Source organism: Variovorax sp. dw_954 (genome assembly GCF_018449755.1).
Classification (GTDB): domain Bacteria; phylum Pseudomonadota; class Gammaproteobacteria; order Burkholderiales; family Burkholderiaceae_C; genus Variovorax.
The window spans coordinates 364,935-390,905 of record NZ_JAAVVD010000004.1; the positions used below are offsets into that span (position 1 = coordinate 364,935).

Sequence of the window (25,971 nt, forward strand, 5' to 3'; positions counted from 1 at the left end):
TCAGACGTCGTAGCTCGGCGTTGCGTCGTAGCTCTCGAGCTTGCAGGCGCCCTGCGCGTCGGTGTCCATCACGTCCTTCGGATTCGCCTGCGTCATGATCTTGAAGATGTCGTCCTTCTCGGCCGGCTGTTCGTTGTAGCGCGCCATGTAGATGGTCTGCTGGCACTGGTGCGTGACCGGATCCATCCACGCGTCGAAGTGCTGCAGCCTGTCGACCGCATTCATCTGCCGGCCTTCCAGTTTCTTGATGACGGCGATGTTCTGCGTGGTGCCGGCTTCCTCGGTGCAGCGCAGCAGTTCGCGCGTCGCCATGTAGCTGTTGTGATAGACGTTGCCCGGCACGCGGATCGCCATGCCCGGGAACTGCTTCTGGTAGGCCGCGACGAACTCCTTCACGCCCGGCAGGTCGAGCCGGTAGTACCAGGTGGTGCCGAACACGCCGAAGATCGCTTCCGGCCCGAGGCCGTACACGTCGGGCCAGTCCTGCTGGTTGTTGATCCACGCGATGCTCTGGTGCATCTTGAGTTGCACCACCTGCTGGCGCAGCGCCTTGATGTCGTCGCCGCCGACCGCAGTGGCCACCACGTTCGGCTTGAGCTGCTGCAGCTTGAGCAGGTAGGCAGAGAAGTCGCGCGTGTTCTGCGGCACCAGCAGTTCGTCCACGATCTTGCCGCCGTTGGCCTCGACGATGGCGCGCGTGGCCTTCGAGGTGGTGTGGCCCCACACGTAGTCGTTGGTCAGCAGCACCCAGTTCTTTCCGCTCGTGGCGATGGCGTTCTTGACGATCGCGTTGCTGAAGTTGGTGCCGTTGCCGTCCCACACGAACTTGGTGCGGTGGCAGTCCTTGCCGGCCTCGGTCGGCGAGCTGGAGTTGGTGTTCAGGAAGATCGTGCCGTACTTCTGCGCGACCTGCGAGATCGCGTTCGACACGCCCGAATGCACCGCCCCAATCAGGTAGGTCGCCTCGTTGCGCGTGATCATGCGCTCGGCCACGCGCGAGCCGGTGGCGGGCGTGGTCTCGGTGTCGATGTGGATCGCCTCGATGCGCCGGCCCAGCACGCCGCCCTTGTCGTTGAACTCCTTGATCGCCATCATCGCGCCGAGCCGTTCCTCGCCGCCCGAGGCCGCGTACATGCCCGACGCGTCCATCGTGAGCCCGATGACCAGCGGCTTCTTCTGCGCGCTCTGCGCCCATGCGCGGTTGTGCTTCCATGGACCCATGAAGGGCGCGACGCCGTAGAGGCCCACGCCTGCGAGTGCGAGGCCCGTGCCCTTGAGCAGGCTGCGGCGCGAGGAAGGAAGATCCGTCTTGTTCATGGTTTGTCTCCAGCAAGGTTGAGAGGGCGAGCGCCTGTTCACACGACGAACGGAGATCGCGCTGGCCAGGCTTGCCAGCGCGAAGGGGAAGGCCCTAGCGCGGAACGATCTTCACGTCGTTGAGTTTTTCCTGCGCCTCGAACAGCGAGGCGATGAGCTTGTCGCCGTAGCCCATGTTCACGGCCTGCACCAGGCTCTGGTGCGCGGCCTCGCCCATGAAGCTGGACACGGGCAACATCTCTGCCAGGTGGGTGTAGTAGCGCAGGTCTTTCTGCGCGTTGGCGATGCCGAACTTGAAGCCGTCGACCGTGCCCTCGGTCAGCGTCTTCGCGGTCATCATCTGGAAGATGCCGCAGTTGACCCCGCCCACCGACACCACGTCGTAGAGCCGCTTGAGGTCCAGCCCCGACTTGGCCGCAACGGCAAATGCTTCGGCGATGCAGGCCGCGAAGCTCATGGCCATCATGTTGTTGACCAGCTTGAGCACATGGCCGTGGCCGGGCGGGCCGACGTGGAAGATGTTCTCGCAGAAGGCCTTGAGCACGGGCTCGACGACCGCGAAGTCCTCGGGCGTGGCGCCGACCATGGTGTTGAGTCGGCCCTCCTCCGCTTCCTTGGGCGTGCGTGCCAGCGGCGCATCGACCATCTTCACGCCGCGCGCGGCGAGGTCGGCGCGGACCCTGGTGGTGGACGACGGTTCCGCGGTCGAGCAGTCGACCACCATCAGCCCGTCGCGCGCGCCTTCGAGCACGCCGTCCTTGTCGTACACGATGGCCTCGACCTGCGGCGAGCCGGTGACGCAGATGAAGACGATGTCGCTCGCCTGCGCGACCGCCGCATTCGTCGATGCTTCGGTGGCGCCGGCCGCCAGCAGGTCCTCGACGTTGGCGCGGTTGCGATGCACCTTGATGGTGACCGCGAAGCCCTTGGCCAGCAGGTTCTTCACCATGCCGTGGCCCATCATGCCGATGCCGATAAAACCGATGCGTGGATTCATGTGATTCACCTTTTCAAAGAGGAAGTGCGATGGTGCCCTTGCTTTCGTGGCGTGCGGCACGCCAGAGGGCAAGCAGCCGCGCATAGCGATCTGCGATGTCGTGCACGGCCTGGCCGTCGTTCATGCGGCCGGCGAACCATTCGCTGGCGGCCGGCCCGAAGATCGAACGGCCGACGGCAAAGCCGCGGCAGATGGCGTGCGAAGCGGCGGTGCGGAAGCCGCGCTCCAGTTGTTCTTCCGGCGCCTCGAGGCCCAGCAGCAGCACGCCGCGGCAATGCGGGTCATGTCGGGCGATGGTGGCGGCGATCTGGGTCCAGGCTTCTGCCGATGCGGGCGGCGGGAGCTTCCACCAGTCGGGGCGGATGCCGACCGCGTAGATCTGCGCCATCGCCTCGGCGAGCACGCCGTCGTCGGCACGCAGGTCGCGCGGCAGGATCACCTCGATGAGGAATTCATGGAAGGTCTCGACGCTGGCGCTCTGCAATGCCGTGAGCGATGCGAGTTGTGTGTCGCGCAGCGACTGCGTGTCGTCGGGGTGGTAGCTCACCAGGCACTTGGCCACATGCTCGGCGGGCCATGTGCGCATCTCCAGTGCGAGCGACCTGGCGGGTTCGAATTGCAGCGGCCGCGAACCGGGCACCTCGACCGGCCGCGCGACCCACCAGCCGCGCCCCGTGAGGCCAGGCAGGATGTCGGCGCCGAAGCGGCTGTCGAGGATGATGCCCGGCGCCAGTCCCGGCTGTGCATGCACTTGGGCCGCCACCTGCGCGGCTTCGGCAACGAGGCGCTTGAAGGCCTCGATGCGCTGCGGCGCCGCGTGGTGCTGCTGCGCCAGTTCATCGAACTGCACGCGGTGATCGAATGCCAGGATGCCGAGCTCGTCCCAGTGCCGCGTGCGTGTGCTGACGCGATGCAGATGTTCCAGCGCCGCGTCTTCGCGCAGGCGGCGTGTAGGCGAACCATGTGCCAGGAAGGATTGCAGCTCTTCCCAACTCGCCATCGCCGGCGCGCAACCGTGGCGGGACACCACCAGCGCCCCGCACGCATTGGCGAACGCGCAGCAGCGCGCGAGCCGCTCGTCCTTCAGCCAGCCGCGCAGGAAGCCCGCCATGAACGCGTCGCCCGCGCCGAGCACGTTGTAGACATCGACCGGAAAGCCCGGCCCGCGCAGGCCTTGCTCGATATCGTCGGGGATGGCGCCATCGAAGACGACGCAGCCCATCGGCCCGCGCTTCACCACCAGCGTGCCTTGCGTCAACGCGCGCAGTGCACGCAGCGCGGCGAGCGTGTCGGTGCTGCCGCCGGCGATGTGGATCTCTTCCTCGGTGCCGACCACCAGGTCGCAGTACCCGATCACCGACTGGATGTGCGCGCTGACCCGGTCCGACGGCACGAAGCGCTGCTCGCCCATGCCGGGGCTGGTCAGGCCCCACAGCACCGGGCGGTAGTCGATGTCCAGCACCACGCGGGTGCCGGCCTCGCGCGCCAGCTGCATCGCCCTGACGCAGGCCCGATACGGCTGCGGCTGCGAAAGGTGCGTGCCCGAGATCAGCAGGCCGGTCGCCGACGCGAGGTAGGCCGCGGAGAAGTCGTGCTCGTCGATCGCCATGTCGGCGCAGTTGTCGCGGTAGAAGATCAGCGGAAAGGTCTCGCGGTCCTGGATGCCGAGGAAGACCAGCGCGGTGAGGCGCTTCGGGTCGGTCGCGACATGCGTCACGTCGACGCCTTCGGCCGCGAGCGTCTGCCGCACGAAGCGCCCGTGATGTTCGTCGCCGACGCGCGTGAACATCGACGGCTTGAGACCCAGCCGTGCGAGGCCGACCGCCGTGTTGGCCGGCGAGCCGCCGAGGTACTTGCTGAAGCTCTGCATGTCTTCGAGCCGGCCGCCGATCTGCTCGCCGTAGAGGTCGACGGCGGCGCGTCCGACGCAGATGATGTCGAAGGGACGCGTCACTGGAACCTCCGTGCTTCGCACTGCGGTGCGAGCTTGCTCATGCCACCCCCGCCCGCGCGCCCGCGCGCCGCACCTTGCGCTGCGTGCCCTGCTCCGCGATCAGGTGGCCGGCGCTGACCACCAGCGCCTGCGCCAGGCATAGCGGCGCGACGAGGGAGCGGAAGGGCTTGGACGAATCGTCCTGCAGCTCGAAACACACCCTGGCCGACGGCTTCAGCGGCGACAACGGACCATCGGTGATCGCGATGACGTGCGCGCCGATGCGCTTGCCCTCGGCCGCGGCCTCGATCACGTCGGGCGAGTAGTTGCGGAAGCTCGCCACCACCAGCACCTCGCCCGGCGCGATGGCGCGCAGGCTCTCACGCAGCATGCCGCCGGCGCCATCGAGCAGGTGCGTTCGCAGTTCGAGCTGGCTCAGCGCATAGGCGAGGTAGGCCGCGACCGGGAAGGCGCGCTTCTGCGCCAGCACATGGATGCGCGGCGCGGCCGCCACCAGCTTCACGGCGGCCTTGAGATCGGCCTCGCGCACGCTCTCTTCCAGGTGGCTCAGCTCGGCCATGGAATCTGTGGCCAGCTGGTGCAGCACGCCGGCCGGCGCGGTCGCACCGTTGCCGACTCTGGCCTGCGTGCGCCGCATGGTGTCGATGCGGTCGCGGTAGCTCGACGAGCGCTCCACCAGGTGGCTGCGAAAGAGCTGCTGCATCTCGGAAAAGCCACCATAGCCCAAGGCGTTGGCGAAGCGGATCATCGCGGAGGGCTGAACCTCGGTGGCTTCGGCGATGGCCGCGACTGTGCCCAGCGCCAGCTCGCTCGGCCGCTCCAGCGCAAAGCGCGCGATGCGCTGCAACTGCTTCGACATGTCGGGGTAGGCCAGCGCGATCTGGTCCTTGAGTTGTTCGTAGGTGCCGACGGAAGCCATGGAGTGGACTGGAACGAAATCGAATAAATGTTCTTGAGTGTTTTTATATTAGAACGTACATTCTGTTTTGTCCAGTTGCCGTTTCCTTTGTTTTTCAGGACTCCGTTTCCATGCAACTTCCCGCCGGCCGTGCAGCCCTGTTCCCCGCCCCGATGTGGCTGGTGGTCGTGCTGCTGCTGTCCACGCCGCTGTGGGTGTCACGCGTCGGGCTGTACCAATACCTCGCGCTCGAAATCATGATCTGGATGATGTTCGCGCTCGGCTACAACCTGCTGCTGGGCTTCACGGGGCTGCCGTCGTTCGGGCATGGCGCCTACTTCGGCATCGGTGCCTACGCCTTCGGCCTGATCCAGCACAAGCTGGTGGCGAACCTCTGGGTCGACCTGTTCGGCGCGGTGCTGGTCGCGGCCGCCTGCGGTGCGCTGGTCGGGCTCTTCATCTCGCACCGGCGCGGCATCTACTACGCGTTGCTGACCATCGCCTTCGGCCAGGTGGCATGGTTCATCGCGAACAAGTGGCACAGCATCACGGGTGGCGAAGACGGGCTGCTCAACATCCGCCGCCTGCCGGCCGACTTCGGCTTCGTGGCCTTCGACCTGAAGAGCAACGAAGCCCTCTTCTTCTTCGCGCTGGCCGTGTTCACTGCGGTGCTGGTGGCGCTCTGGCGGCTCGTGCATTCGCCGTTCGGGCGCGTGCTCAGCGCGATCCAGCAGAACGAGACGCGCGCCAGTTTCGTGGGCTACAACGTGTGGCTCTACAAGTGGTTGTCCTTCACCCTGTCGACCGCCCTCGCAGGCCTGGCCGGCGCGCTGTTCGCGATGACGCAGCAGTCGGCCTACCCCAACGTCATGAGCCTGCACAACTCCGGCTTCGTCGTGATGATGGTGCTGATCGGCGGCGGACTCGTGAGCTTCTGGGGGCCGCTGATCGGCGCGGCCTTCTTCATCCTGGCGCGCGACCTGCTCGGTGCCTACACCGAGACCTGGCTGCTCTGGTACGGGCTGGTGTTCATGGCGATGGTGCTGTTCCAGCCCGACGGCATTGCCGGTGCGTGGCAGGCGTGGCGAGCGAGGCATGGGCGCAGAAGCGGGCCAGCGCGCGTGACGAAGCACGGCGTCGAACCGGCAGTGGCCGCGGAAGGCGGTGCCAAGTGAGCGCGTTGTTCCAGGCCACACACCTGTCGAAGCGCTTCGGCCAGCAGGTCGTGCTGGAAGACATCACGCTGGGCTTCGAGGAAGGCCAGCTCTCCGGGATCATGGGACCGAACGGCGCGGGCAAGACGACCTGCTTCAACGTGCTGACCGGCCGCTACAGGCCCGACCGCGGCAGCGTGACCTTTGCGGGCGAGGACATCACCGGCATGGCACCCCGTGAGATCGCGCGGCGCGGCATCTCGCGCTCGTTCCAGATCATGAATCTGTTCAACGATTTCTCCGCGCTCGACAACGTTCTGATGGCGACGCCGCTTGTGCGGATGAAGGGCTTCAACACGTGGCGCGACCTCGGCGCGGACAGCAGTGCGCAGGACCACGCGGCCGGGGTACTGGCGCAGGTTGGGCTGGGCAGCAAGGCGCGTGCGTTGGCGAAGGATCTCTCGTACGGCGACCGCCGCGCGCTGGAGATCGGCGTGGCGCTGGCGGCCGAGCCGCGCCTGCTCTTTCTCGACGAACCGACCGCCGGCCTCGGCGCCGAAGGCACCGCACGATTGGCCGACCTGGTGCGCAGCCTGAAGCAACGCATCACCATCGTCATCATCGAACACGACATGAAGTTCCTCTTCGACCTGGCCGACCGGATCTCGGTCATTCACTGGGGCCAGGTGATCGCGGAGGGCACGCCGCAAGCGCTGAAGCAGAACGAGTGGGTCGCGCGCTCGAACCTGGGTGCGCTGACATGAGCGCCGGGATGCTGTCCGTCGCCAACATCGACACCTCCTACGGCGAGACGCAGGTGCTCTTCGACGTGTCGCTGAATGTCGGCCCCGGCGAAGTGGTCGCCTTGCTCGGCCCCAATGGCGCCGGCAAGACCACGGCGCTGCGTTCCATCCTCGGCCTCACGCCCGCGCGGCGCGGCGCGATCCGCTTCGACGGCTGCGACATCACGCGCGCCCACACGCACGACATCGCGCGCAGCGGCATCGGCTGGGTGCCCGACGACCGCCGCATCTTTCCCACGCTCACCGTGGCGCGCAACCTCGCCATCGCGCGCAAGCGCACCCGCTTCCGCGCCTGGCAGGAGAAGGATTGCTTCGAGATCTTCAGCGCGCTCGAATACCTGATGGCGCGCGAATGCGAGAACCTCTCCGGCGGCGAGATGCAGATGGTCGCGATCTCACGCGCCCTGCTCGGCTCGCCCGGCCTGGTGCTGTTCGACGAGCCCAGCCAGGGCCTCGCGCCGAAGGTGGTGCAGGACGTGATGAAGACCATCACGCGGCTGAAGTCCGAAGGCATCTCGGTGCTGGTGGTCGAGCAGAACGTGCAGAGCGCGCTGGCCGTGGCCGACCGCGCCTACGTGATGCACGCGGGCGCCATCGTCCACGAAGGGCCTGCCCATGCGCTATTGCACGACGCGCCGCTGCAACGCCGGCTGCTGGGCATATGAACGCGATGAACCCGCCCCTCCTGCGCGTCGAGAGCATCGAGCGCCAGTACACGCGCGGCACCTTCCGCAAGCAGGTCACCTTCACGCTCGCGGCCGACTTCGAAGTCGCGACGCCGCGCGTCATCGGCGTGCTGGGCCCGAACGGCTCCGGCAAAACCACGCTGTTCGAACTCATCACCGGCAGCAACCAGCCCAGCGCAGGGCGCGTGCTGGTCAAGGGCCAGGACATCCACAACGTGCGCACGCGCGAGCGCGACCGCCTGGCCATCCACTACCACCAGAGCTACCAGGTGCGCCACTTCAAGCAGGGCAGGCCTGACTTCATGCTCGAACATGCGGCTAGCAATTCGCCGTGGGTCCATCTCTTCGACGAGCCGCAGTTCAACACACAGGACGGCTACATCGGCTTCATGCTCGACTTCTTCCAGCGGCTGAAGCAGTCGGGCCGCCTAGTGTTCCTGTGCATGCACCCGAACGAGCCGTACCACGTCGACATCCTGCGGCAGAGCTGCCAGGAGTTCATCTTCGTGCACAAGGGTGTGGTCACGCATGCGCCCGACCTCCCCTCGTTGATGCAGGACGAACTTGCGCGCAGTTACCTCGGTGCGCTCGCCGGGCGCGCAGGTGCAGCGATGGCGCAATGACTTCGCATCGACGGCGCCTTCAACGGCCCCTCAGACCGCCTGCGCCGCCAGCCTACGCTCCGCCAGCGCCGCGTACCACGCGATGCACCCGGGGTTCGCCATCGCTTCCTTGTTGATGACCTTCTCCGCCGGCTGGCCCAGCAGCAGCTTCTTGATCGGCAGCTCCTGCTTCTTGCCCGACAGCGTGCGCGGGATCTCCGCCACCTGGAAGATGTCGTTCGGCAGGAAGCGTGGCGACAGCGAGGTCTTGATCGCGTGGTTGAGCTTGCCGCGCATCGCGTCGTCGAGCGCGATGCCGGGGCGCAGCACGACGAACAGCGGCATGTAGCTTTCGCGGCCCAGGTATTCGAGGTCCACCACCATCGAGTCGAGCACCTCCGGCAGCGCCTCGACTGCACTGTAGATCTCGCTGGTGCCCATGCGCAGGCCCTGGCGGTTGATGGTGGCGTCGCTGCGGCCGTAGATGACGCAGCCGCCGTCCTCGCCGATCTTGAGCCAGTCGCCGTGGCGCCAGACGCCGGGGTAGGTGTCGAAGTAGCTCGACAGGTAGCGTGCGTTGCCGGGGTCGCCCCAGAAGCGCAGCGGCATCGACGGCAGCGGCTGCGTGCAGACCAGCTCCCCGACTTCGCCGATGACCGGTTCGCCGTTCTCGTTCCATGCCTCGACCGCGCATCCGAGCCAGCGGCATTGCATCTGGCCCGGCACCTCGGGCAACTCGCGGTTGCCACCGACGAAGGCGCCGCAGAAGTCGGTGCCGCCGGAGATGTTGTTCCACCAGACCTTGCTGCCGGCCCGCGCCAGCTGCTCCGTGCCCCAGCGCTCGACCTCCTCGGCCAGCGGCGAGCCGGTGCTGCCCAGGGCCCGCACCCGCGACAGGTCGCCGCAGGCGGCCACGTCGACGCCGGCCTTCATGCAGGCGGTGAAATATGCCGCGCCCGCGCCGAAGTACGTCACCCGGTGGCGTGCGACGAAGCGCCAGAGCACGCCCCAGTCGGGCTTGTCCTTGCTGCCGCCCGGATTGCCGTCGTAGATGCAGATGGTCGCGCCGAACGCGAGCCCGGAGAGTTGCGCGTTCCACATGACCCAGCCGGTCGAGCTGTACCAGTGGAAGCGCTCGCCCGCGCTGTTGGCCTTGTAGCCCGCGCCGATGTCGTAGTGCAGCCCGCAGGCATACATGGTGAGCAGGATGCCGCCCTGCCCGTGCACGATGGGCTTGGGCAGGCCGGTGGTGCCGCTCGAATAGACGATCCAGACAGGATGGTCGAACGGCAGCCACTCGGGTTCGAATGCCGCGACTTCCGCATCGTCGCGCGCGATCGCCTCCGTCCAGTCCGAATCCGCGGGGACCGGGTGTGCGGCAAAGGGGGTCCGGATCAGCAACAGCTTCTTCACGCTCGGCAGCGCGTCGCGCAGTTCCTGCACCGTCGCGGCGCGGTCCAGCGCCTTGGCGCCGTAGTACACGCCGTCCACGGCGATCAGCAGCTTCGGTTCGATCTGCCGGAAGCGGTCGACCACCGCGGCCGTGCCCATGTCGGGCGCGCACACGCTCCACACCGCGCCGATGCTGGAGCACGCGAGGAAGGCGATGAGTGTCTCCGGCACGTTCGGCAGGTAGGCGGCCACGCGGTCGCCGCGCTGCACGCCGAGCGATTTCAGTGCGAGCGCAACGGATGCCACCTGCCGCCTGAGTTCGCGCCACGACAGTTCGCGCACTTCGCCCCGCTCGTTGTCGCTGATGATGGCCGGCAGCCCCGCCGCATGCGCCGCGTCGACGTGCCGCAGCACCTCGCGCGCGTAGTTGACCTGCGCGCCGGGGAACCATACGGCGCCGGGCATCCGGTTCTCGGCCAGCACCGCGCTGTGCGGCGTCGGCGAGCGCATGCCCTGGTAGTCCCAGATGCTTTGCCAGAAGGCGTCGAGGGCGGTGGTAGACCAGCGCCACAGCGCATCGTACGAATCGAACGAGAGGCCGCGGGTGTCGCGCAGCCAGTCCTGGTAAAGCCGGATCTGGGGAATGTGGGGTGCTGTCATGGCCGCGAGCCTAATGCCACGCGGCGGTGCACTCAATGGGGCTTGACCTGCGGTTGGCCGCACAGGTCGCCGAATCCGTCGCCGGAGGGCTGCATCGGCATGCGCGCCGTGAAGCGCGTGCCGGCCTCCGCCGACGAACTCACTTCCAAGCTGCCGCCGTGCGCCTTCACGATCATCGAGCAGATGTGCAGGCCCAGCCCCAGCCCGCCCCTGGCGCCGCTGTCCGCAGGGCGCCAGTAGGGCTCGAAGATCCGCGCGAGGTTCGCGGGCGCGATCGGCTCGCCGCCGTTCAACACCGACACCTGCAACTGGCCCTGGGCCGATCGGGCCTCCACCACCACCGGTTGGTCGCGCGCGCCATGCGTCAGCGCATTGCCCAGCAGGTTCGACAGCAATTGCTGGATGCGGCCGCGGTCGCACCAGACGTCGGCCGCGACGTCAATGCGCTCGTCGATCCACCGGTCGGGGTGCGCGAGTTGCAGTTCGGACACCACTTCCGACAAGGACGCACCCAGGTCCGCGACCTCCGCCGGCACCACCACCAGCCCCGACCCCATGCGGCCGCGCGCGAAGTCCAGCACGTCGTCGATCAGCAGCGCCATCCGGCGCGTGGTGCCGCGGATGCGCTCGCCGACCTTGGCGGCCTCGGGCTCCGACGCCCGGCGCACCAGCAGTTCGCCCAGTGCGCTGACCGACGCCAGCGGGTTGCGCAAGTCGTGCCCCAGCACCGCGATGAACTGTTCGCGCAGCTCGGCGGTGGTGCGCGCGTCGAGCAGCGCGGTCTCGGTCGCCATCTGCGACTCTTCCTGCTCGAACTGGCGCCCGATCAGCTCGGCAAAGCTTTCGAACATGGCCACCGTCTTCTGGTCGGACACACGCAAGGGGCGCGGGTCGATGGCGCAGAGGTTGCCGAAATACTCGCCGCCCGGCCGCACGATCGGGACGGAGATGTAGCTCTCGATGTTGTACAGGCGCGGCGTGTGGTGGTCGCGGTACACCGGGTCCAGGCTCGCATGGTCGAACACCACCGGCTTGCGTGCCGCGCGCGCCTCGATGCACAGGGTGGTGCGCACGTCGAGCTGGCCGCCCGGCTGCAGGCCGAAGTGGATGTCGTCCTGCACCGCGCACGCCGTCCAGGTTCCGTCCGTCACCCGCGCCACGGCGGCGAAGCCCATCCCGGTGTTGGCGCAGATGATCTTGAGCAGCGTCGGGACCGAGCTGATGCGGCCGATGAGGGCGACGTCGCGGCGGATCGCGTCGGGGGAGTCGATGAGAAGCGATTCAGTCAGGTTTGCATCCATGTTGTCAACGGATTGTCAATGAATCTCCTCGGCGGTGCTTGTCGCGGCGATTGCCGCCGCTTCGACGCGACGACGGTTGTTGCCGCGAAGCGATCAGGGCGCGGCGCGCTTTTTCTTCTTCGCCGCGCCCTTTGGCGATGGGTCGCCGAACAGCTGTTCCATGCGCTGCCCGATCCGCGCGCCGATTGCAGTGCCTACCCCCGGCAACACCGCGCTGCCGATGGCCGCGCCCGCCAGCGCGCCGCCGGTCAGCGACAGCTCCGGCGCATCCAGCGTGCCGCCGACCTTGAGCGGCACGCCGACCACGCCATCGACGATGTCGACCGCCAACTCGCCGTCGACCTTGCGGTTGAGCATGGTGGCGCTGCCGCTCGCGGTGAGCAGGCCGGAACGCGCCTTCAGGTTGGTGTAGCGCAGCACGATGCCGTTCTCGGTGCCCTGCGTGTCGAGCGTGCCGGCGAGTTCGTCGAGCGGGGTCTGGCCGCCGCGGCTGATGCCGGCCGTGCTCACCGCCCGGGCCAGGTCGAAACCGCGCAGCAGCGCGGGCCGCACGGTGAACCGGGTGCGTGTGTGCAGCACCTGCCACCACTCGATCGGATTGGCGCCTTCGGCCATGACTTCGGTGCGGCCGTTGATGCGGCCCTCCACGGCTGTCTTGCGCCCGAATGCCGACGTCAGGCCGACGATGTCGACATCGCGCGGCACCAGGTCGGCATGCAGGCGCAGGTTCCCCTCGGGCAATGCCTGCACGGCCGCGGTGCCGCTCCAGGTGCCGCCGGCCACCTCGATGTCGGTGCGCCAGCGGTCGATGCCCTCGCCCTCTCGCGTGAGCTCCAGGCGGGCCGGAGGCGTCACGCCGCGGCGTGACACCTCGGCACGGCGCGGCATCCAGCCGGGGTCGAACTCGATGCGGCCGTCGTAGGCCAGCGCGATGCCGCGCCGGTCGATCCAGGTGACGTCATCGAAGCGGACCTGTCCCACCGGCACCGGGTCCATCGTGAAGGCGCCCAGCGCCGCCGGCGATCCATCGCCACGACCGCGGAACTCCCGCGCCGACGCGCGCGGGAACACCGCCCCTTCGATCTCCACGTCGTCGACGCGAATCCGCCGCGCCAGCAGTTCGCGCAGGCTCGCGTGGAGCACCAGGCGGCGCACGGTGATCGGCTCCTTCTGCGCGGTGGCGAGTTCATCCAGCTCCAGAGAAAGGCCGGGCCGCAGCGTCCAGTGCGCGGCGCCTACCCGCAAGGCGACGCCGGTGCGCTGCTCGAACTCGGTCGCCACCCGCGCCGCGACCTGCGCATCGCTCGGCAGCCACCAGGCAAGGCCGCCGAGGGCGATCACCAGCACGCCGACACATGCGGCGGCGATGCCGATGATCCAACGTCGAGAGGCGCTCATCCTTCAAGCTTAGTGCTGGCCGCACGCTCGCTATAGTTTTGCTCCTCTTCTCCTACATACCGAAAGCATCCATGGCCATCTGGCAAAAACCCATCTCGCTCGAGGCGCTGAACGCCGGCAACAAGGGCACCGCCGTCGGGCACCTCGGCATCGAATTCATCGAGATCGGCGACGACTACCTGCGCGCACGCGTGCCGGTCGACGAACGCACCATCCAGCCCTACGGCCTGCTGCACGGCGGCGTGTCGGTGGTGCTGGCAGAGACGCTGGGCTCGACGGGCGCGCACTTCTCGTCGCCCGAGGGCCATCGCGCGGTCGGCCTGGACATCAATGCCAACCACCTTCGCTCGCCCAAGAGCGGCTGGGTCACCGCCACCGCGCGACCGGTGCACCGCGGCAAGAGCACGCAGGTGTGGCAGATCGACCTGGTCAACGAGGAAGGCGACTTGACCTGCGTGTCGCGCCTGACAATGGCGATGCTGCTGCCGAGGTAAGTCCCGGGGCCGCGCTTCGGCCCCGCTGGCGGTGTGAATTCGACGCCCCCGCCGCGGCAGGGCCGCCGCGATGTTTCACGAATAATTCAAGGAGATACCGAATGAGCCAGTCTCAAGATTCCTTCCTGCCGCACTGGCGCGAGGTGCAAGCCGTGCAGGGCACCGTGGTGGCGCCCGACGAACGCCTGCCCTGGCCGCAGACCGCGGCGATGGGCGTGCAGCACGTCATCGCGATGTTCGGCGCCACGGTGCTGGCGCCGATCCTCATGGGCTTCAACCCCAACCTCGCGATCCTGATGAGCGGCGTCGGCACGCTGATCTTCTTCCTCGTCACAGGCGGGCGCGTGCCCAGCTACCTCGGCTCCAGCTTCGCCTTCATCGGCGTGGTCATCGCCGCGAGCGGCTATTCCGGCAGCGGACCCAACAACAACATCGCGGTGGCGCTTGGCGGCATCGTCGCGTGCGGCGTGGTCTACGTGCTGATCGGCCTGCTGGTGCAGGTGGTCGGCGCGGGCTGGATCGAGCGCTTCATGCCGCCGGTCGTCACCGGCGCAGTGGTGGCGGTGATCGGGCTCAACCTGGCCAGCGTGCCGATCAAGAACATGGCGTCGAGCAACTTCGAGTCGTGGATGCAGGCGGTGACCTTCCTGTGCGTCGGGCTGGTCGCGGTGTTCACCCGCGGCATGGTGCAGCGGCTGCTGATCCTGATCGGGCTGATCCTCGCGAGCATCGTCTACGCGGTGCTGACCAACGGCATGGGCCTGGGCAAGCCGATGGACTTCAGCGGCATCGCCAATGCGGCCTGGTTCGGCGCGCCGGCGCTGACCGCGCCCGTTTTCGCCGGCCCTGCGATGCTGCTGATCGCGCCCGTGGCCATCATCCTGGTGGCCGAGAACCTGGGCCACCTGAAGGCCGTGACCGCCATGACCGGCCGCAACCTCGACCGCTACATGGGCCGCGCCTTCATGGCCGACGGCATCGCGACCGTGGTGAGCGGCAGCGTCGGCGGCACCGGCGTCACCACCTATGCCGAGAACATCGGCGTGATGGCGGCCACCCGCATCTACTCGACGGCGGTGTTCGTGGTGGCCGCGCTGATCGCGCTGGTGCTGGGCTTCAGCCCCAAGTTCGGCGCGGTGATCCAGGCGATTCCGCTGCCGGTGATGGGCGGCGTGAGCATCGTGGTGTTCGGCCTGATCGCGATCGCCGGCGCCAAGATCTGGGTCGACAACAAGGTCGACTTCTCGCAGAACAGGAACCTCATCGTGGCGGCGATCACGCTGATCATCGGCACGGGCGACTTCACGCTGAAGTTCGGCCAGTTCGCGCTGGGCGGCATCGGCACGGCGACCTTCGGGGCGATCATCCTGTACGCGCTGCTGGGGCGGTCGCGCAACGCGTAGGTCTTTGAATACGGACAGCCGAACGCAGAAGTCGCAGAGGTTTCGAGAAGTCGCAAAAGAAATACCGGAAGAACTTTCCTTGTCTTCTTTTGCGACCTTTGCGTAACCTTCGCGACCTCTGCGTCCGGTATCCGAACCCGTACCCAGGGCCCCTGTCAAACCCTGTAGCGGTCGACCAGTTGCTTTGCAATCACCGTGCGCAGGATCTCGTTGGTGCCTTCGCCGATGCACATCAGCATCGCATCGCGGTAGAAGCGCTCGATCTCGTATTCCACCGAATAGCTGTAGCCGCCGAAGATGCGCATCGCCTCCTGCGCGCAGAAGGCGCCCGCCTCCGAGCCGGCCAGCTTGGCCATCGCGGCCTCCAGGTCGCAGCGCTCGCCAGCGTCGAACTTGCGCGCCGCCTGCTCGATCAGGCGCTTGGCCCCTTCCACCTGCGTGACCATGTCGGCCAGCTTCATCTGGATCGCCTGGTGCTCGCAGATCGGCTTGCCGAAGGCGCTGCGCTCCTGGGCATAGCGCAATGAATGCTTCAGGGCGCCCTCGGCGATGCCGGCGCCGCGCGAGGCGACGTTGATGCGGCCCAATTCCAGTCCGCCGGCTGTCTGGTAGAAGCCCTTGCCTTCGACCCCACCGAGCAGGTTGGCCTTCGGCACGCGGTAGTCCTCGAAGTTCAGTTCGCACGTGTCGATGGAGCGGTACCCCATCTTCTTGAGCTTGCCGACCACGTTGAAGCCCGGCCCCTTCTCGGCGATCAGCAGGCTCATGCCCTTGTGGCGCGGTTGCGCGGCCGGGTCGGTCTTCACGAGCAGCAGCGTGCCATGGCCGTGCATGCTGTTGGTGATCCAGGTCTTGTTGCCGTTGACGACGTAGTTGTCGCCTTCCAGCCTGGCGACGGTGCGGATGGCCTGCAGGTCGGAGCCGGCGTTGGGCTCGGTCAGCCCGATGCTGCCGCGGAACTCGCCGCTCGCCATCAGCGGCAGGTATTTCGCCTTCTGTTCCTCGGTGCCGGCGCGCTCGATCGCGGACGCCATGATGAGGTGCGAATTGACGATGCCCGACGGCGCCATCCAGATCGACGACAGCTTGATCACGATCTGCGCATAGGTCCACGACGACAGGCCCAGCCCGCCGTATGCCTCGCCGATGGTGGCGCCGAACAGGCCCAGTTCCTTCATCTGCTCGACGATGTCGTGTGGGTACTCATCGGCCAGGTCGTACTTGCGTGCGACCGGGCGCAGTTCCTTCTCTGCCCAGGCTTCGACGGCGTCGACGAATTCCTGCTGGCTGGAAGAGTCGTGCATGGCGGGCGCGGGGCGTGTGGTGACGGCATCCATTCGTTTGTCTCCTGGCCGGCTCAGTAGCCGACCTTGTCTTCGACGCTGTGGCCCTGCTTCGCGATGAGCATGGTGCGGGTGAAGGTGCAGACCACCTTGCCGTCCTGGTTGGTGCCGATGGTGCGCACGGTGACGATGCCGGCGCCGGGGCGCGAGGCGGACTCGCGCTTGTCCAGCACTTCGGAGGCGGCATAGAGCGTGTCGCCGGCAAACACCGGGAAGGTCATCTTGATGTCGCCCCAGCCGAGGTTGGCGATGGCCTTCTGGCTCACGTCGGTCACGCTCATGCCAACCATCAGCGCCACGGTGAACGGGCTGCACACGATGCAGCGGCCGAACTCGCTGGCCTTGGCGTATTCGCCGTCGAAATGCATCGGATGCGTGTTCATCGTGAGCAGCGTGAACCAGGTGTTCTCCGTCTCCGTGACGGTGCGCCCGGGCCGATGCTCGTAGACGTCGCCGACGTGGAATTCCTCGTAGTGGCGACCGAAGCTTTCGCGGTAGCGCTGCTCGCCGATTTTCTTGATGACCTGGACCATGGTGTCTCCTGTTGGCTGTTGATTTCGGGGGTGAAGAGGGAAGGCGGTTCAGCGCTGGCCGGCCCGGGCCAGGATGCGCAGGGCGTTGCGGACCACCGGCGCATCGACCATGCCGCCGCGGAACATGAAGGCGCCCGAGGCACCCTCCGCGGGGAGCGCGTCGCGCAGCGCAAGGGCCCATTCGATGCGCTCCGCCGGCGGCATGAACGCGTCGTGGATGACCGGTATCTGCTGGGGGTGTATCGCCGTCTTGCAGTCGAAGCCGAGCGCCAGCACACGCCGGGTTTCGTCGGCCAGGCTTTCGGGCTTCTGGAGGTCGATGTGGGGCACGTCCCAGGCCTGCAGATCCGCGGCGCGGGCCGCATGGAGGATGCGGGCGCGCGCATAGAGCAGCGCGTCCCAGCCGAACTGCGCGCCCAGTTCGGCCGACAGGTCGGCGCCGCCGAGCATGAGTGCGGCCAGCGGCCCCCCGGCCTCGGCGATGGCCGCGGCACCGTCGATGCTGCCGGGCGTTTCCAGCAGCGCCACGAGGCTCGGGCACCTGGCGCCCAGCCACGCGTGGATGCACTGGACGTCTGCGGCGGCTTCCACCTTGGGCAGCAGGATCCAGTCGGGCATCGTGGCAGTTTGCGCCAGCGCGAGCACGTCGCGCAGCCCTTCCAGCGTGCGCACCGCATTCAGGCGCAGCGCCACGGCGGGCTGTGCCGGGCCGGCGGAGCGCTGTGCGAGCCAGTGCAGCGCATCGGCGCGGGCCGCCTCCTTCCTGGCGGGAGCGACTGCGTCTTCCAGGTCGATGCAGACGAGGTCGGCGCCGGCCGCCATGGCTTTCGCGAATCGCTCGGGCTTCTCGCCGGAAACGAAGAGCATGGAACGGGGCGGGGCGGCGGGAGAGGCGGTGGAGGTGGGCAAAAGGCTTGTCTCGTCGGCGTTTAATTGTCCGTACAATAACCCAAGTTTTGCCATGCTGTCAACAAAACAGTCGGCAATGGGATGATTGGCACGTGAGCACCACCCCCACCACCACTCTCCCACCCGCCGTCGACGAAGACGCCCCGCGCTACATGCAGATTGCGCGCGAGTTCATTCGCGGCATCGCCGACGACAGCTACCCACTCGGCGCGCACCTGCCGACGGAAGCCGAACTGTGCGAGCAATTCGGCATCAGCCGATTCACCGCGCGGGAGTCGATCCGCGTGCTGGTGTCCGCCGGCCTGGTCACGCGGCGCCCCCGCATCGGCACCGTCGTGATCGCCAAGCCGGACACGGCCCGCTACGCGCAGGAAGCCAGCGCGCTGCCCGACCTGCTGCAGTACGCGCGCGACACCGACATGCGTTTCGTCTACATCGGCAAGGTCACGCTCGGCAAGGCACAGGCGCAGGAGTTCGGCGTTTCTCCAGGGGAAGAGTGGACTTATGCGCTTGGCATCCGCTATGCCAGCGACCCCGGAAGCACCGATGCGCCGCCCGCGCAGTCGCGGCCGTTCTGCATCACGCGGCTCTTCCTGAATCCGCAGCTCGAGGGCATCGGCGCCCTCCTGCGCGAGCGAAAGACGGCCGTGTACGCCCTGATCGAACGCGAGTACGGCCTCGCGATCGACCGCGTCGAACAGGAACTCAGTGGCGCCGTGCTCGACGCCGACGATGCCGCCAATCTCGGCGCCCCGCCGGGCGCGCCGGCCCTGCGCATCGTGCGGCGCTACTACGGCAAGCAGGACCGCCTGCTCGAGTACGCCGACAACGTGCATCCGAGCGATCGCTTCACCTACCGGATGAATCTGCGGCGCTGAGCGTCCCGGCCGGGCGCGCCGGGCAGTTGACACTGCGGCCAAAGACTCCTATATTTGTCCGTACAAATACCGGAGACATCATCCATGCCCAAGCTTCGCCGCCCACTCCTCCTCGCTTCGCTGCTCGTCGGCGTCGTGCTGGCCCCGCTCACCGCGTTGGCGCAGAGCGACTACCCCAACAGGGCCGTCAAGGTGCTGACCGGTTTTCCGCCGGGGCAGGCGACCGACACCCTGGGCAGGATCGTCATCAACAAGCTTCAGATGGCGCTGGGGCAGGCCTTCTTCGTCGACAACAAGCCGGGCGCTGCCGGCATCATCGCGACGCAGGCGGCGATGGCCGCGCCGCCCGACGGCTATACCCTGCTGCTCACGTCGTCGGGCCCGCTGGCGGTGAACCCCGGCCTCTATGCCAAGCTGCCCTACGACCCGGTCAAGGACTTCGTGCCGGTCGGCGGCATCGCCATCGTGCCGGAGGTGCTGGTGATCAACATGGACGTGCCGGTCAAGGACGTAAAGGGACTCGTCGCGCTGGCCAAGTCGGAACCCGGCAAGATCAACTACGCCTCCGGCGGCGTGGGCGTCACCAACCACCTGGTCACCGAGATGTTCCGCAGCACCACCGGCATCGAGATCAACCACGTGCCCTACAAGGGCGGCCCACCGGCCCTCACGGACTTGATTGGCGGCCGCGTGCAGATGATGTTCGAGACCTCCGTTGCGACGCTGCCCTTCGTCAAGCAGGGCAAGCTGCGGGCGCTGGCGGTCAGCAGCCCCGAGCGCATCGCCGCCGCGCCCGAACTGCCGACCATCGCCGAGCTGGGCTACCCCGGCTTCAGCGGCGTGCCATGGATCGCGATCATGGCGCCGGCGCACACGCCGCCGGCCATCGTCGCGAAGCTCAACGCCGAGATCAACAAGGCCCTCAAGAGCAAGGACGTGCACGACAGCTTTGTCGCGCAAGGCGTCGAACCGCTGGTGAAGACGCCGGAAGAGCTGGGCATCTTCGTCAAGTCGGAGATCGCCAAATGGACCAAGGCCGTCAAGGACTCCGGCGCCAAGGCCGAGTAGATGCTTCCTCCGAGGCGCTGCGGCGCTGCCCCTCGAAGGGCGCGCACCCGGCGGCCCGGCCAAGCCGCCTCGCGGTGCCCCCGAACGGGCCTCACTGCGCTCGCCACCCGTTGAACAACCCACCTGGATCGACATGACTGCTACGACCGACCCCCGCCCCGACCGCATCGCCACGACGCTGGCCGGCTTCACGCACCGCCTGCGCCTCGGCGAAGTGCCCGCCGAGGTGAGCCTGCGCGCACGCCACCTCATGCTCGACGCCATCGGCTGCGCGCTGGCGGCACGCCAGGAGGATTTCGCCCTGCGCTTCGAGAAGGCCGTGCATGCACTGCCCGGCGCCAATGTGCCGGCGGCATGCACCGCCGGCGCGATCGGCTTCGCGCGCCGCCTGCCGCTGCGTGACGCCGTGCTGCTCAACGGCGTGCTGACGCACGGCCTCGACTACGACGACACCCACATGGCCGGCGTGCTGCACCTCAGCGTGAGTGTGCTGCCCTCGCTGTTCAGTCTGGCCGCCGCGAACGACGCCAGCGGCGCCGACATGCTGGCCGCCTACATCGCCGGACTGGAGACGGGCGCGCGCATTGCCAGCGTCGCCAGGAGCGGCTTCCACGGACAGGGCTTTCATCCGACGGGCGTGGTCGGCGCGTTCGCCAGCGCGCTGGCGGTCGGCCGGCTGCTCGGCCTGGATGCCGACGCGCTGGTGGCGGCGCAGGGCGTTGCGCTGTCGCTGGCCAGCGGCAGCCTGCAGTTCATCGAGGACGGCAGCTGGACCAAGCGCATCCACCCCGGCTGGGCCGCCAACGCGGGCCTGACCGCCGCCACTTTTGCGCAGCAAGGCATCCCCGCGCCGGACGCACCGTATACGGGCCGCTACGGGCTGTTCCGCAGCTACCTCGACGCCACACGCCAAGCCCAGGTCGACATGGCCCTGGGCACCGCCGGCATCGGCGCCGATGGCCGGGCCAGCACCTGGGAACTCGACAACATCGCGGTCAAGCCCTTCCCGATGTGCCACTTCGTCCATGCCAGCGCCGACGCGGCCATCACGCTGCACCGCAACGGCATCGACGTCGCCAGGATCCGCAGTGTCGAAGTGGCGGTGCCCGCCGGCGTGGTGCAGTCCGTGTGCGAGCCGCTGGCCGCCAAGCAGCGCCCCAACAGCGACTACGAGGCCAAGTTCAGCCTGCCCTATGCGGTTGCGAGCGGCCTGCTGCGCGGCCGGCTGGGCCTGAAGGAACTCGAACCCGCGGCCTTCGGCGACGCCACCGTGCGGGCGCTCATGCAACGCATCCACTACGTCGCGGACCCGGCGTCGACCTTCCCGCGTCATTACACCGGCGAGGTGCGCGTCGAGATGGAGGATGGCAGCACGCAGGTCCAGCGCGAGCCCATCAACCGCGGCCATGCCGAACGGCCACTGACCAACGACGAGGTGCGCGAGAAGTTCATGGACAACGCCACGCTCTGGTTCCCGCGCAGCCATGCGGAAGCGGTGTGCGAGCAAGTGCTCGCGCTCGACAAGCTTCCCTCGGTGCGCACGCTCGAATCCCTGCTGGCGACGGACCCATCCATGCCGGCCCCTGCCACCACGTCCGCGGCAGTCATGCACTGAACACCCCATCATGTCCAAGCCCACCTCCTCCCTTCCCCTCGCCGGCCTGCGCGTCCTGGCCGTCGAGCAGTACGGCGCCGGCCCTTTCGGCACCTCCTACATGGCCGACCTCGGCGCCGAGATCATCAAGATCGAGAACCACAAGGACGGCGGCGACGTCGGCCGCCATGTCGGCCCGCATTTCTTTGGCGAGGAAGACAGCCACTTCTTCCAGACCTTCAACCGCAACAAGCGCAGCATCACGCTCGACCTCAAGCATCCCGAGGGCATGGCCACGTTCCGCAAGCTCGCGGCCGGCGCGGACGCGGTGCTCGACAACCTGCGCGGCGACCTGCCGGTGAAGCTCGGCCTGACCTACGCAGCGCTCAAGGACGTGAATCCGGCGATCGTCTGCACCCACCTGTCCGCCTACGGCCGCGAGGGTTCGCGCCGCGCCTGGCCTGGCTACGACTACCTCATGCAGGCCGAGGCGGGCCACCTCACGCTCACCGGCGAGCCAGAAGGTCCGCCCACGCGCTACGGCCTGTCGATCGTCGACCTCATGACCGGCCTGGTCGCAGCCTTCGCGCTGCTGGCGGGCGTGACGCGCGCGCGGCGGACCGGCGTGGGACTGGACATGGACACCTCGCTGTTCGACGTGGCCCTGCACAACCTCAACTACCCCGGCACCTGGTTCCTCAATGCCGGCGTGGTCACCGGTCGCACGGCGCGCAGCGGCCATCCGAGCCTGGTGCCGAGCCAGCTCTACCGCACGCAGGACGGCTGGATCTTCATCATGTGCAACAAGGAGAAGTTCTGGCCGATCCTGGCGCGCGAACTCGGGCATCCCGAATGGGCGACCGACCCGCAACTCGCCACCTTCGCCGTGCGACTGGCCAACCGTGACCGCGTGACGCGCCTGCTCGACGACGCGCTGATGCAGGCGCCGACGGCCCACTGGATCGACCGGCTGTCCGGCAAGGTTCCGGTGTCGCCGGTGTTCGACGTGGCGCAGGCGCTGGAGAACCCCTTCGTGCAGGAACGCGACGGCGTGCTCGACTACGACTACGAAGACGGCCGCGCCGCACGCATGATCGCCAACCCCATCCGCGTGCCGGGCGTGACCTTGCCGCACCGCGCCGCGCCCTGCATGGGTCAGGACAACGACGCGCTGCTGCGCGAAGCGGGCTTCGACGATGCGGCCATTGCCAAGTTGCGCGATCTGGGCGTGATCGCCGAGTCGCGCGAGGCGCATGCACTGGCCGAAGACATCGGTCACGCGGCCGGGCCCTGAGCCACGCGCTCGCTCCAATGAAAACGGCGCCCTCGAGGGGCGCCGTTCTTCATGGCGGATGCCTTATTCGGCGGCGGCGGCTTCAGCGGGCTTGGCCGCGGTCTTGCGCGCGCGCGTCTTCCTTGCGGGTGCGGGGAGTTCCGCCGCGGCGACCTTCTTCGCGGGGGCCTTCCTGGCTGCGGGCGCCTTCGCAACGGGCGCCTTTGCAGCGGGCTTCCTTGCAGCGGGCTTCCTTACGGCGGACTTTTGCGCAGCGGGCGCCTTCGCCCGGCCGCTCGCCGGCGCCTCGACGACTTCCGCCTTTGCCTTCGCCACTTCGGGCGCAGCGTGCGGCAGGGCCGTCTTTGCGGCGGCAGCCTTGGCGGCGGAGCCCGCGGACTTCGCATCGCCCGGCAGCGTATTCGTCAGCTCCAGCAGCATGCGGTGCTCGGCCAGCATGTAGTCGCCCAGGTCGGTCAAGTCGGGCAGCACGCGGCGGCATGCGATCAGGCCGTAGTCCATGCGGCCGTTGTAGCTCTGCACCGTGATGTTCAGCGCCATGCCGTGGCTGGCGATCGACACCGGGTAGTAGCAGGTGACGTAGGCGCCGGCGAAGTACATCGGGAACGGCGCGCCGGCCACGTTCGAAATGGCGACGTTGGCCATCGGCGGCACCACGTTGACCAGGCCCGAGCGGCCGTACATCGTGGCCATGCCCGACATGAGCCAGGGCGCGGCGAACATCGGGAAGTCGTCGATCATCACCGACTTGAAGCGGTTCATCACACCCTTCGCCGAGGTCGACGAGGTGTTGATCGCGCGCATGCGCTCGATCGGGTCCTTGATGTCGGTCGCCAGGCTCACCAGGATCATGCTGGCCTGGTTGTTCTGGGTGTCGTCGCCGGCTTCGCGCGTGCTCACCGGCACGCCGGCCACCAACGACTGCTCGGGCAGCTCGTTGGTGTCCTTGAAGAAGTGGCGCATGGCGCCGGCCACGGTGGCCATCACCACGTCGTTGAGCGACACGCCGAAGTGCTTGCCGATCGCCTTGGTCTCGGCCAGCGAGATGGTGCGGCCGGCAAAGGTGCGCTGGTTGGTGATGGAGACGTTCAGCACCGTGCGCGGCGCGAACAGGTTGAACTTCTTCGGCGCCGCCTTGGCGTCCTTGCCCTCGGCGGACTCCACCGGCTTGGCCAGGCCCGCGATGGCCTTGACCAGCGCAGGCGCCATCTTGTACAGCTTGACGTATTGCTGCACCGTGTTCTTCATCGCCGCGCTGGCGAGTTCGGCCATGCCGAGCTGGTACTTGTTGCCGCGCGGCTTGATGCGCGGCGGCTTGATCACGCGGCCGGTGGGCGCGGTGTCGAAGATCGCCTTGCCGACCTCGACGCCGGCCTGCCCGTCGATGCCCGCATGGTGCACCTTGGTGTAGAGGCCGACCTGGCCGCTCTTGAGGCCGTCGATGATGTAGAACTCCCACAGCGGGCGGCTGCGGTCGAGCAACGCCGAATGCAGCCGCGCCACGACCTGCTGCAACTGCCGGTTGGTGCCGGGGCTGGGCAGCGTGATGTGGCGGAAGTGATGGTCGATGTCGAGGTCGTCTTCCTCCACCCAGACCGGGTTCGACAGATCGAAAGGCATCAGCGCCAGCTTGCGGGTGAACACATCCGCCAAGTGGATGCGTGCCAGCATGTTGGCCTTGGCGTCCTCGAAGAAGTTGCCCTTGTAGCCCTCGGGCAGGTCGAGCACGTTCAGCGAGCCGACGTGCATCGGCATCTCGGGGGTTTCAAGGTGCAGGAAGGTCGAGTCGAGTCCGCTCAGGTGTTTCATGTGTTGTCTCGCTGTTCGTACGTAGCTGTGAAAGTTCTTCTCGCCGGCGCCCGCAGCGCTCAGCGGGACGGGCTGACGGCAGGATACAAGGCGCGTTCGGGGCCGGTCGGCTTGAAGTGTTTCCATCCGTCTTCCGGCTGCGCCAGCCGGTCGCCGATGGCATAGAGCGCCAGTGGATGCACTCCGAGACCGGAGTGCGAAGCACAGACGATCTCGATATTGTCGCTGAGGGGCCCCTTCTTCTCGATGCTGCAGCCCCAGGCGACGATGCCGTCGGAGCGGGTGAAGATCGCCGTCATCGGCACGCCCGGCGGCGGACCGTCGCCGCGCTCGCCGGGGTCGACGTCGTTGCGTCCGCTGACGAACTTGTAGAGCTGCGACGCATTGCTGCTGCTGTCCGGGTCGCCATAGAGCGGGCTGCCGAGCGCCATGGCCTGGCGCACCCTGTCGGGCGACTCGCGGGCCATTTCACGGGCATACACCCCGCCGAGGCTCCATCCGATGACGCTGACCTTGCGGCCGGACTGCGCATGCAGGTCGGCGAGCGTCTTGCGCAACCGGGTCAGCACGCCCTTGCGCGGCCCCAGGTTGGGGCCCTGGCCCCAGCCGGAGGTCTGGTAGCCACGCGAGTTGAGAAAGCGGCGCAGCGGAATGGTGGAGTTGTCGTCGGCCATCAGGCCCGGCAGAACCAGTACCGTGTGCCCGTCGCCCTTCGGCACGCGCGACATGAGCCAGGGCATCGCCAGCGGCAAGGCCGACAACTCGAGAAGAGCCCGTCCCTCGAGCAACATCAGCAGCCTGGAAGGCCTCCTCTCGTCGGGGGTCTTGCCGAAGATGCTGCTGAAAGGCAGGACATCGTTGAGGTTGAGGTTCAAAGGCACTCCCTGTTGGATATTGACCATGAAGGGCATTCTGAGAGCACGGCCACAAAAGTGGAGCACTTCCGCGTCGCGGCCGCGACTAGGGTTTTTCCGCACGCGTTGGGCGGGCACCGGGAGCGCCGCAAGTGCAACCTCATGCAAAGAATGTTGGCGCAGGCGGTCCTCCACGCCGGGGCATCCCGCTGCGCCCGTTAGACTCCAACGCTTTCCGCAAAGACGTTTTCCATGGCAGATGCATCCGCCGCGCGTACCCGAGCGGTTTTCGAATTCAAGAGCGCGACGCTTCCGCTGATTGCGGTGATCCTCAAGACGGCCGACCTGGCCGTGCTCACCGAGGCCATCGACGCACAGCTTGCGGACTCTCCCGATTTCTTCGAGCAGGAGCCGGTGGTCATCGACCTCTCGCAATTGCCGGGCGAGGACGTCGCGGCGACGCTCGATTTCGCCGCCTTGCGCACCTTGCTGGCGCGCCACCAGACGCAGCCCATCGCGGTGCGCGGCGGGGGGGACGCGCAGAACAGGCCGCGCCGCCCGGGGCGCTCGGCTCGGGCGCCACTCCGTGCGCGGCGCCCGCCCCGCCGCCCTCGCCCCCGCGCCCCCCAC

At 67.7% G+C, this 25,971-nt stretch carries 22 protein-coding genes and 1 pseudogene; 11 read left to right on the forward strand and 12 right to left on the reverse strand.

Annotation, left to right across the window (positions count from 1 at the left end):
* The 4 genes from HB681_RS09945 to HB681_RS09960 all read right to left on the reverse strand — a co-directional run bounded on the left by HB681_RS09945 (nucleotide 1) and on the right by HB681_RS09960 (nucleotide 5,187).
* Nucleotides 1-1,317 carry an ABC transporter substrate-binding protein gene (locus tag HB681_RS09945; RefSeq protein ID WP_213954627.1) on the reverse strand — a complete coding sequence of 439 codons (1,317 nt, stop codon included), beginning with the start codon at nucleotides 1,315-1,317 and terminating at the stop codon, nucleotides 1-3.
* A 94-nt stretch (nucleotides 1,318-1,411) separates the two neighbouring features.
* Nucleotides 1,412-2,314, reverse strand: a complete 903-nt coding sequence (locus HB681_RS09950) for an NAD(P)-dependent oxidoreductase (protein WP_213954628.1) — start codon at nucleotides 2,312-2,314, stop codon at nucleotides 1,412-1,414.
* A gap of 13 nt (nucleotides 2,315-2,327) precedes the next feature.
* Complete coding sequence (iolC, locus tag HB681_RS38715; RefSeq protein WP_213954629.1) at nucleotides 2,328-4,268, reverse strand: 5-dehydro-2-deoxygluconokinase; 1,941 nt, start codon at nucleotides 4,266-4,268, stop codon at nucleotides 2,328-2,330.
* A 37-nt stretch (nucleotides 4,269-4,305) separates the two neighbouring features.
* Complete coding sequence (locus HB681_RS09960) at nucleotides 4,306-5,187, reverse strand: MurR/RpiR family transcriptional regulator (RefSeq protein ID WP_213954630.1); 882 nt, start codon at nucleotides 5,185-5,187, stop codon at nucleotides 4,306-4,308.
* Between the two features lie 110 nt (nucleotides 5,188-5,297).
* Here HB681_RS09960 and HB681_RS09965 point away from each other — a divergent pair, with 110 nt between their 5' ends.
* The 4 genes from HB681_RS09965 to HB681_RS09980 are packed head-to-tail and all read left to right on the forward strand — an operon-like array spanning nucleotide 5,298 to nucleotide 8,432.
* A complete protein-coding gene (locus HB681_RS09965; RefSeq protein WP_213954631.1) occupies nucleotides 5,298-6,341 on the forward strand; it encodes a branched-chain amino acid ABC transporter permease in 1,044 nt (347 codons plus the stop codon).
* The gene (locus HB681_RS09970) at nucleotides 6,338-7,084 is read left to right on the forward strand and encodes an ABC transporter ATP-binding protein (protein WP_345944653.1); all 747 of its coding nucleotides are present in this window, start codon (nucleotides 6,338-6,340) and stop codon (nucleotides 7,082-7,084) included. Before HB681_RS09965 ends, HB681_RS09970 begins: the two co-directional genes overlap by 4 nt.
* The gene (locus HB681_RS09975; protein WP_256354230.1) at nucleotides 7,081-7,788 is read left to right on the forward strand and encodes an ABC transporter ATP-binding protein; all 708 of its coding nucleotides are present in this window, start codon (nucleotides 7,081-7,083) and stop codon (nucleotides 7,786-7,788) included. Before HB681_RS09970 ends, HB681_RS09975 begins: the two co-directional genes overlap by 4 nt.
* A gap of 5 nt (nucleotides 7,789-7,793) precedes the next feature.
* The gene (locus tag HB681_RS09980; RefSeq protein ID WP_256734882.1) at nucleotides 7,794-8,432 is read left to right on the forward strand and encodes an ATP-binding cassette domain-containing protein; all 639 of its coding nucleotides are present in this window, start codon (nucleotides 7,794-7,796) and stop codon (nucleotides 8,430-8,432) included.
* Between the two features lie 30 nt (nucleotides 8,433-8,462).
* Here HB681_RS09980 and HB681_RS09985 read toward each other — a convergent pair whose 3' ends face one another.
* The 3 genes from HB681_RS09985 to HB681_RS09995 all read right to left on the reverse strand — a co-directional run bounded on the left by HB681_RS09985 (nucleotide 8,463) and on the right by HB681_RS09995 (nucleotide 13,162).
* The gene (locus tag HB681_RS09985) at nucleotides 8,463-10,463 is read right to left on the reverse strand and encodes an acetoacetate--CoA ligase (RefSeq protein ID WP_213954633.1); all 2,001 of its coding nucleotides are present in this window, start codon (nucleotides 10,461-10,463) and stop codon (nucleotides 8,463-8,465) included.
* A gap of 32 nt (nucleotides 10,464-10,495) precedes the next feature.
* A complete protein-coding gene (locus HB681_RS09990; RefSeq protein ID WP_213954634.1) occupies nucleotides 10,496-11,764 on the reverse strand; it encodes a GAF domain-containing sensor histidine kinase in 1,269 nt (422 codons plus the stop codon).
* Nucleotides 11,765-11,857: 93 nt separating this feature from the next.
* Nucleotides 11,858-13,162 carry an AsmA-like C-terminal region-containing protein gene (locus HB681_RS09995; RefSeq protein WP_213954635.1) on the reverse strand — a complete coding sequence of 435 codons (1,305 nt, stop codon included), beginning with the start codon at nucleotides 13,160-13,162 and terminating at the stop codon, nucleotides 11,858-11,860.
* A gap of 71 nt (nucleotides 13,163-13,233) precedes the next feature.
* On the opposite strand from HB681_RS09995, the gene HB681_RS10000 reads away from it, so the two are divergent.
* Nucleotides 13,234-13,656 (forward strand): hotdog fold thioesterase, encoded by a 423-nt coding sequence (locus tag HB681_RS10000; RefSeq protein ID WP_213954636.1) that lies wholly within the window; start codon nucleotides 13,234-13,236, stop codon nucleotides 13,654-13,656.
* Between the two features lie 101 nt (nucleotides 13,657-13,757).
* Entirely contained in the window at nucleotides 13,758-15,059 is a 1,302-nt protein-coding gene (locus HB681_RS10005) for a solute carrier family 23 protein (RefSeq protein WP_213954637.1), read from the forward strand.
* A gap of 155 nt (nucleotides 15,060-15,214) precedes the next feature.
* Here HB681_RS10005 and HB681_RS10010 read toward each other — a convergent pair whose 3' ends face one another.
* The 3 genes from HB681_RS10010 to HB681_RS10020 are packed head-to-tail and all read right to left on the reverse strand — an operon-like array spanning nucleotide 15,215 to nucleotide 17,802.
* Nucleotides 15,215-16,363, reverse strand: a complete 1,149-nt coding sequence (locus HB681_RS10010; RefSeq protein WP_213954676.1) for an acyl-CoA dehydrogenase family protein — start codon at nucleotides 16,361-16,363, stop codon at nucleotides 15,215-15,217.
* Between the two features lie 53 nt (nucleotides 16,364-16,416).
* Nucleotides 16,417-16,935: a MaoC family dehydratase gene (locus HB681_RS10015; RefSeq protein WP_213954638.1), complete on the reverse strand. Its 519-nt coding sequence runs from the start codon at nucleotides 16,933-16,935 to the stop codon at nucleotides 16,417-16,419.
* Between the two features lie 48 nt (nucleotides 16,936-16,983).
* Nucleotides 16,984-17,802, reverse strand: a complete 819-nt coding sequence (locus HB681_RS10020) for a CoA ester lyase (RefSeq protein WP_256734883.1) — start codon at nucleotides 17,800-17,802, stop codon at nucleotides 16,984-16,986.
* A gap of 134 nt (nucleotides 17,803-17,936) precedes the next feature.
* Between HB681_RS10020 and HB681_RS10025 the strand changes: the two genes are divergently transcribed.
* The 4 genes from HB681_RS10025 (at nucleotide 17,937) to HB681_RS10040 (ending at nucleotide 22,678) form a co-directional block, all read left to right on the forward strand.
* Nucleotides 17,937-18,722 carry a GntR family transcriptional regulator gene (locus HB681_RS10025; protein WP_213954640.1) on the forward strand — a complete coding sequence of 262 codons (786 nt, stop codon included), beginning with the start codon at nucleotides 17,937-17,939 and terminating at the stop codon, nucleotides 18,720-18,722.
* Nucleotides 18,723-18,806: 84 nt separating this feature from the next.
* Nucleotides 18,807-19,790 (forward strand): tripartite tricarboxylate transporter substrate binding protein, encoded by a 984-nt coding sequence (locus tag HB681_RS10030; RefSeq protein ID WP_213954641.1) that lies wholly within the window; start codon nucleotides 18,807-18,809, stop codon nucleotides 19,788-19,790.
* 133 nt (nucleotides 19,791-19,923) lie between these two features.
* Nucleotides 19,924-21,405, forward strand: coding sequence for an MmgE/PrpD family protein (locus HB681_RS10035; protein WP_213954642.1), 1,482 nt, complete (start codon nucleotides 19,924-19,926; stop codon nucleotides 21,403-21,405).
* Between the two features lie 10 nt (nucleotides 21,406-21,415).
* Nucleotides 21,416-22,678, forward strand: coding sequence for a CoA transferase (locus HB681_RS10040; protein ID WP_213954643.1), 1,263 nt, complete (start codon nucleotides 21,416-21,418; stop codon nucleotides 22,676-22,678).
* Between the two features lie 63 nt (nucleotides 22,679-22,741).
* On the opposite strand, the gene HB681_RS10045 is transcribed toward HB681_RS10040, so the two are convergent.
* Nucleotides 22,742-24,487: a wax ester/triacylglycerol synthase family O-acyltransferase gene (locus tag HB681_RS10045; protein ID WP_213954644.1), complete on the reverse strand. Its 1,746-nt coding sequence runs from the start codon at nucleotides 24,485-24,487 to the stop codon at nucleotides 22,742-22,744.
* Between the two features lie 59 nt (nucleotides 24,488-24,546).
* Nucleotides 24,547-25,362 (reverse strand): alpha/beta hydrolase, encoded by an 816-nt coding sequence (locus HB681_RS10050; RefSeq protein WP_256734884.1) that lies wholly within the window; start codon nucleotides 25,360-25,362, stop codon nucleotides 24,547-24,549.
* 231 nt (nucleotides 25,363-25,593) lie between these two features.
* Between HB681_RS10050 and HB681_RS10055 the strand changes: the two are divergent.
* A pseudogene (locus HB681_RS10055) lies at nucleotides 25,594-25,971 on the forward strand (septum site-determining protein MinC); the annotation flags it as partial.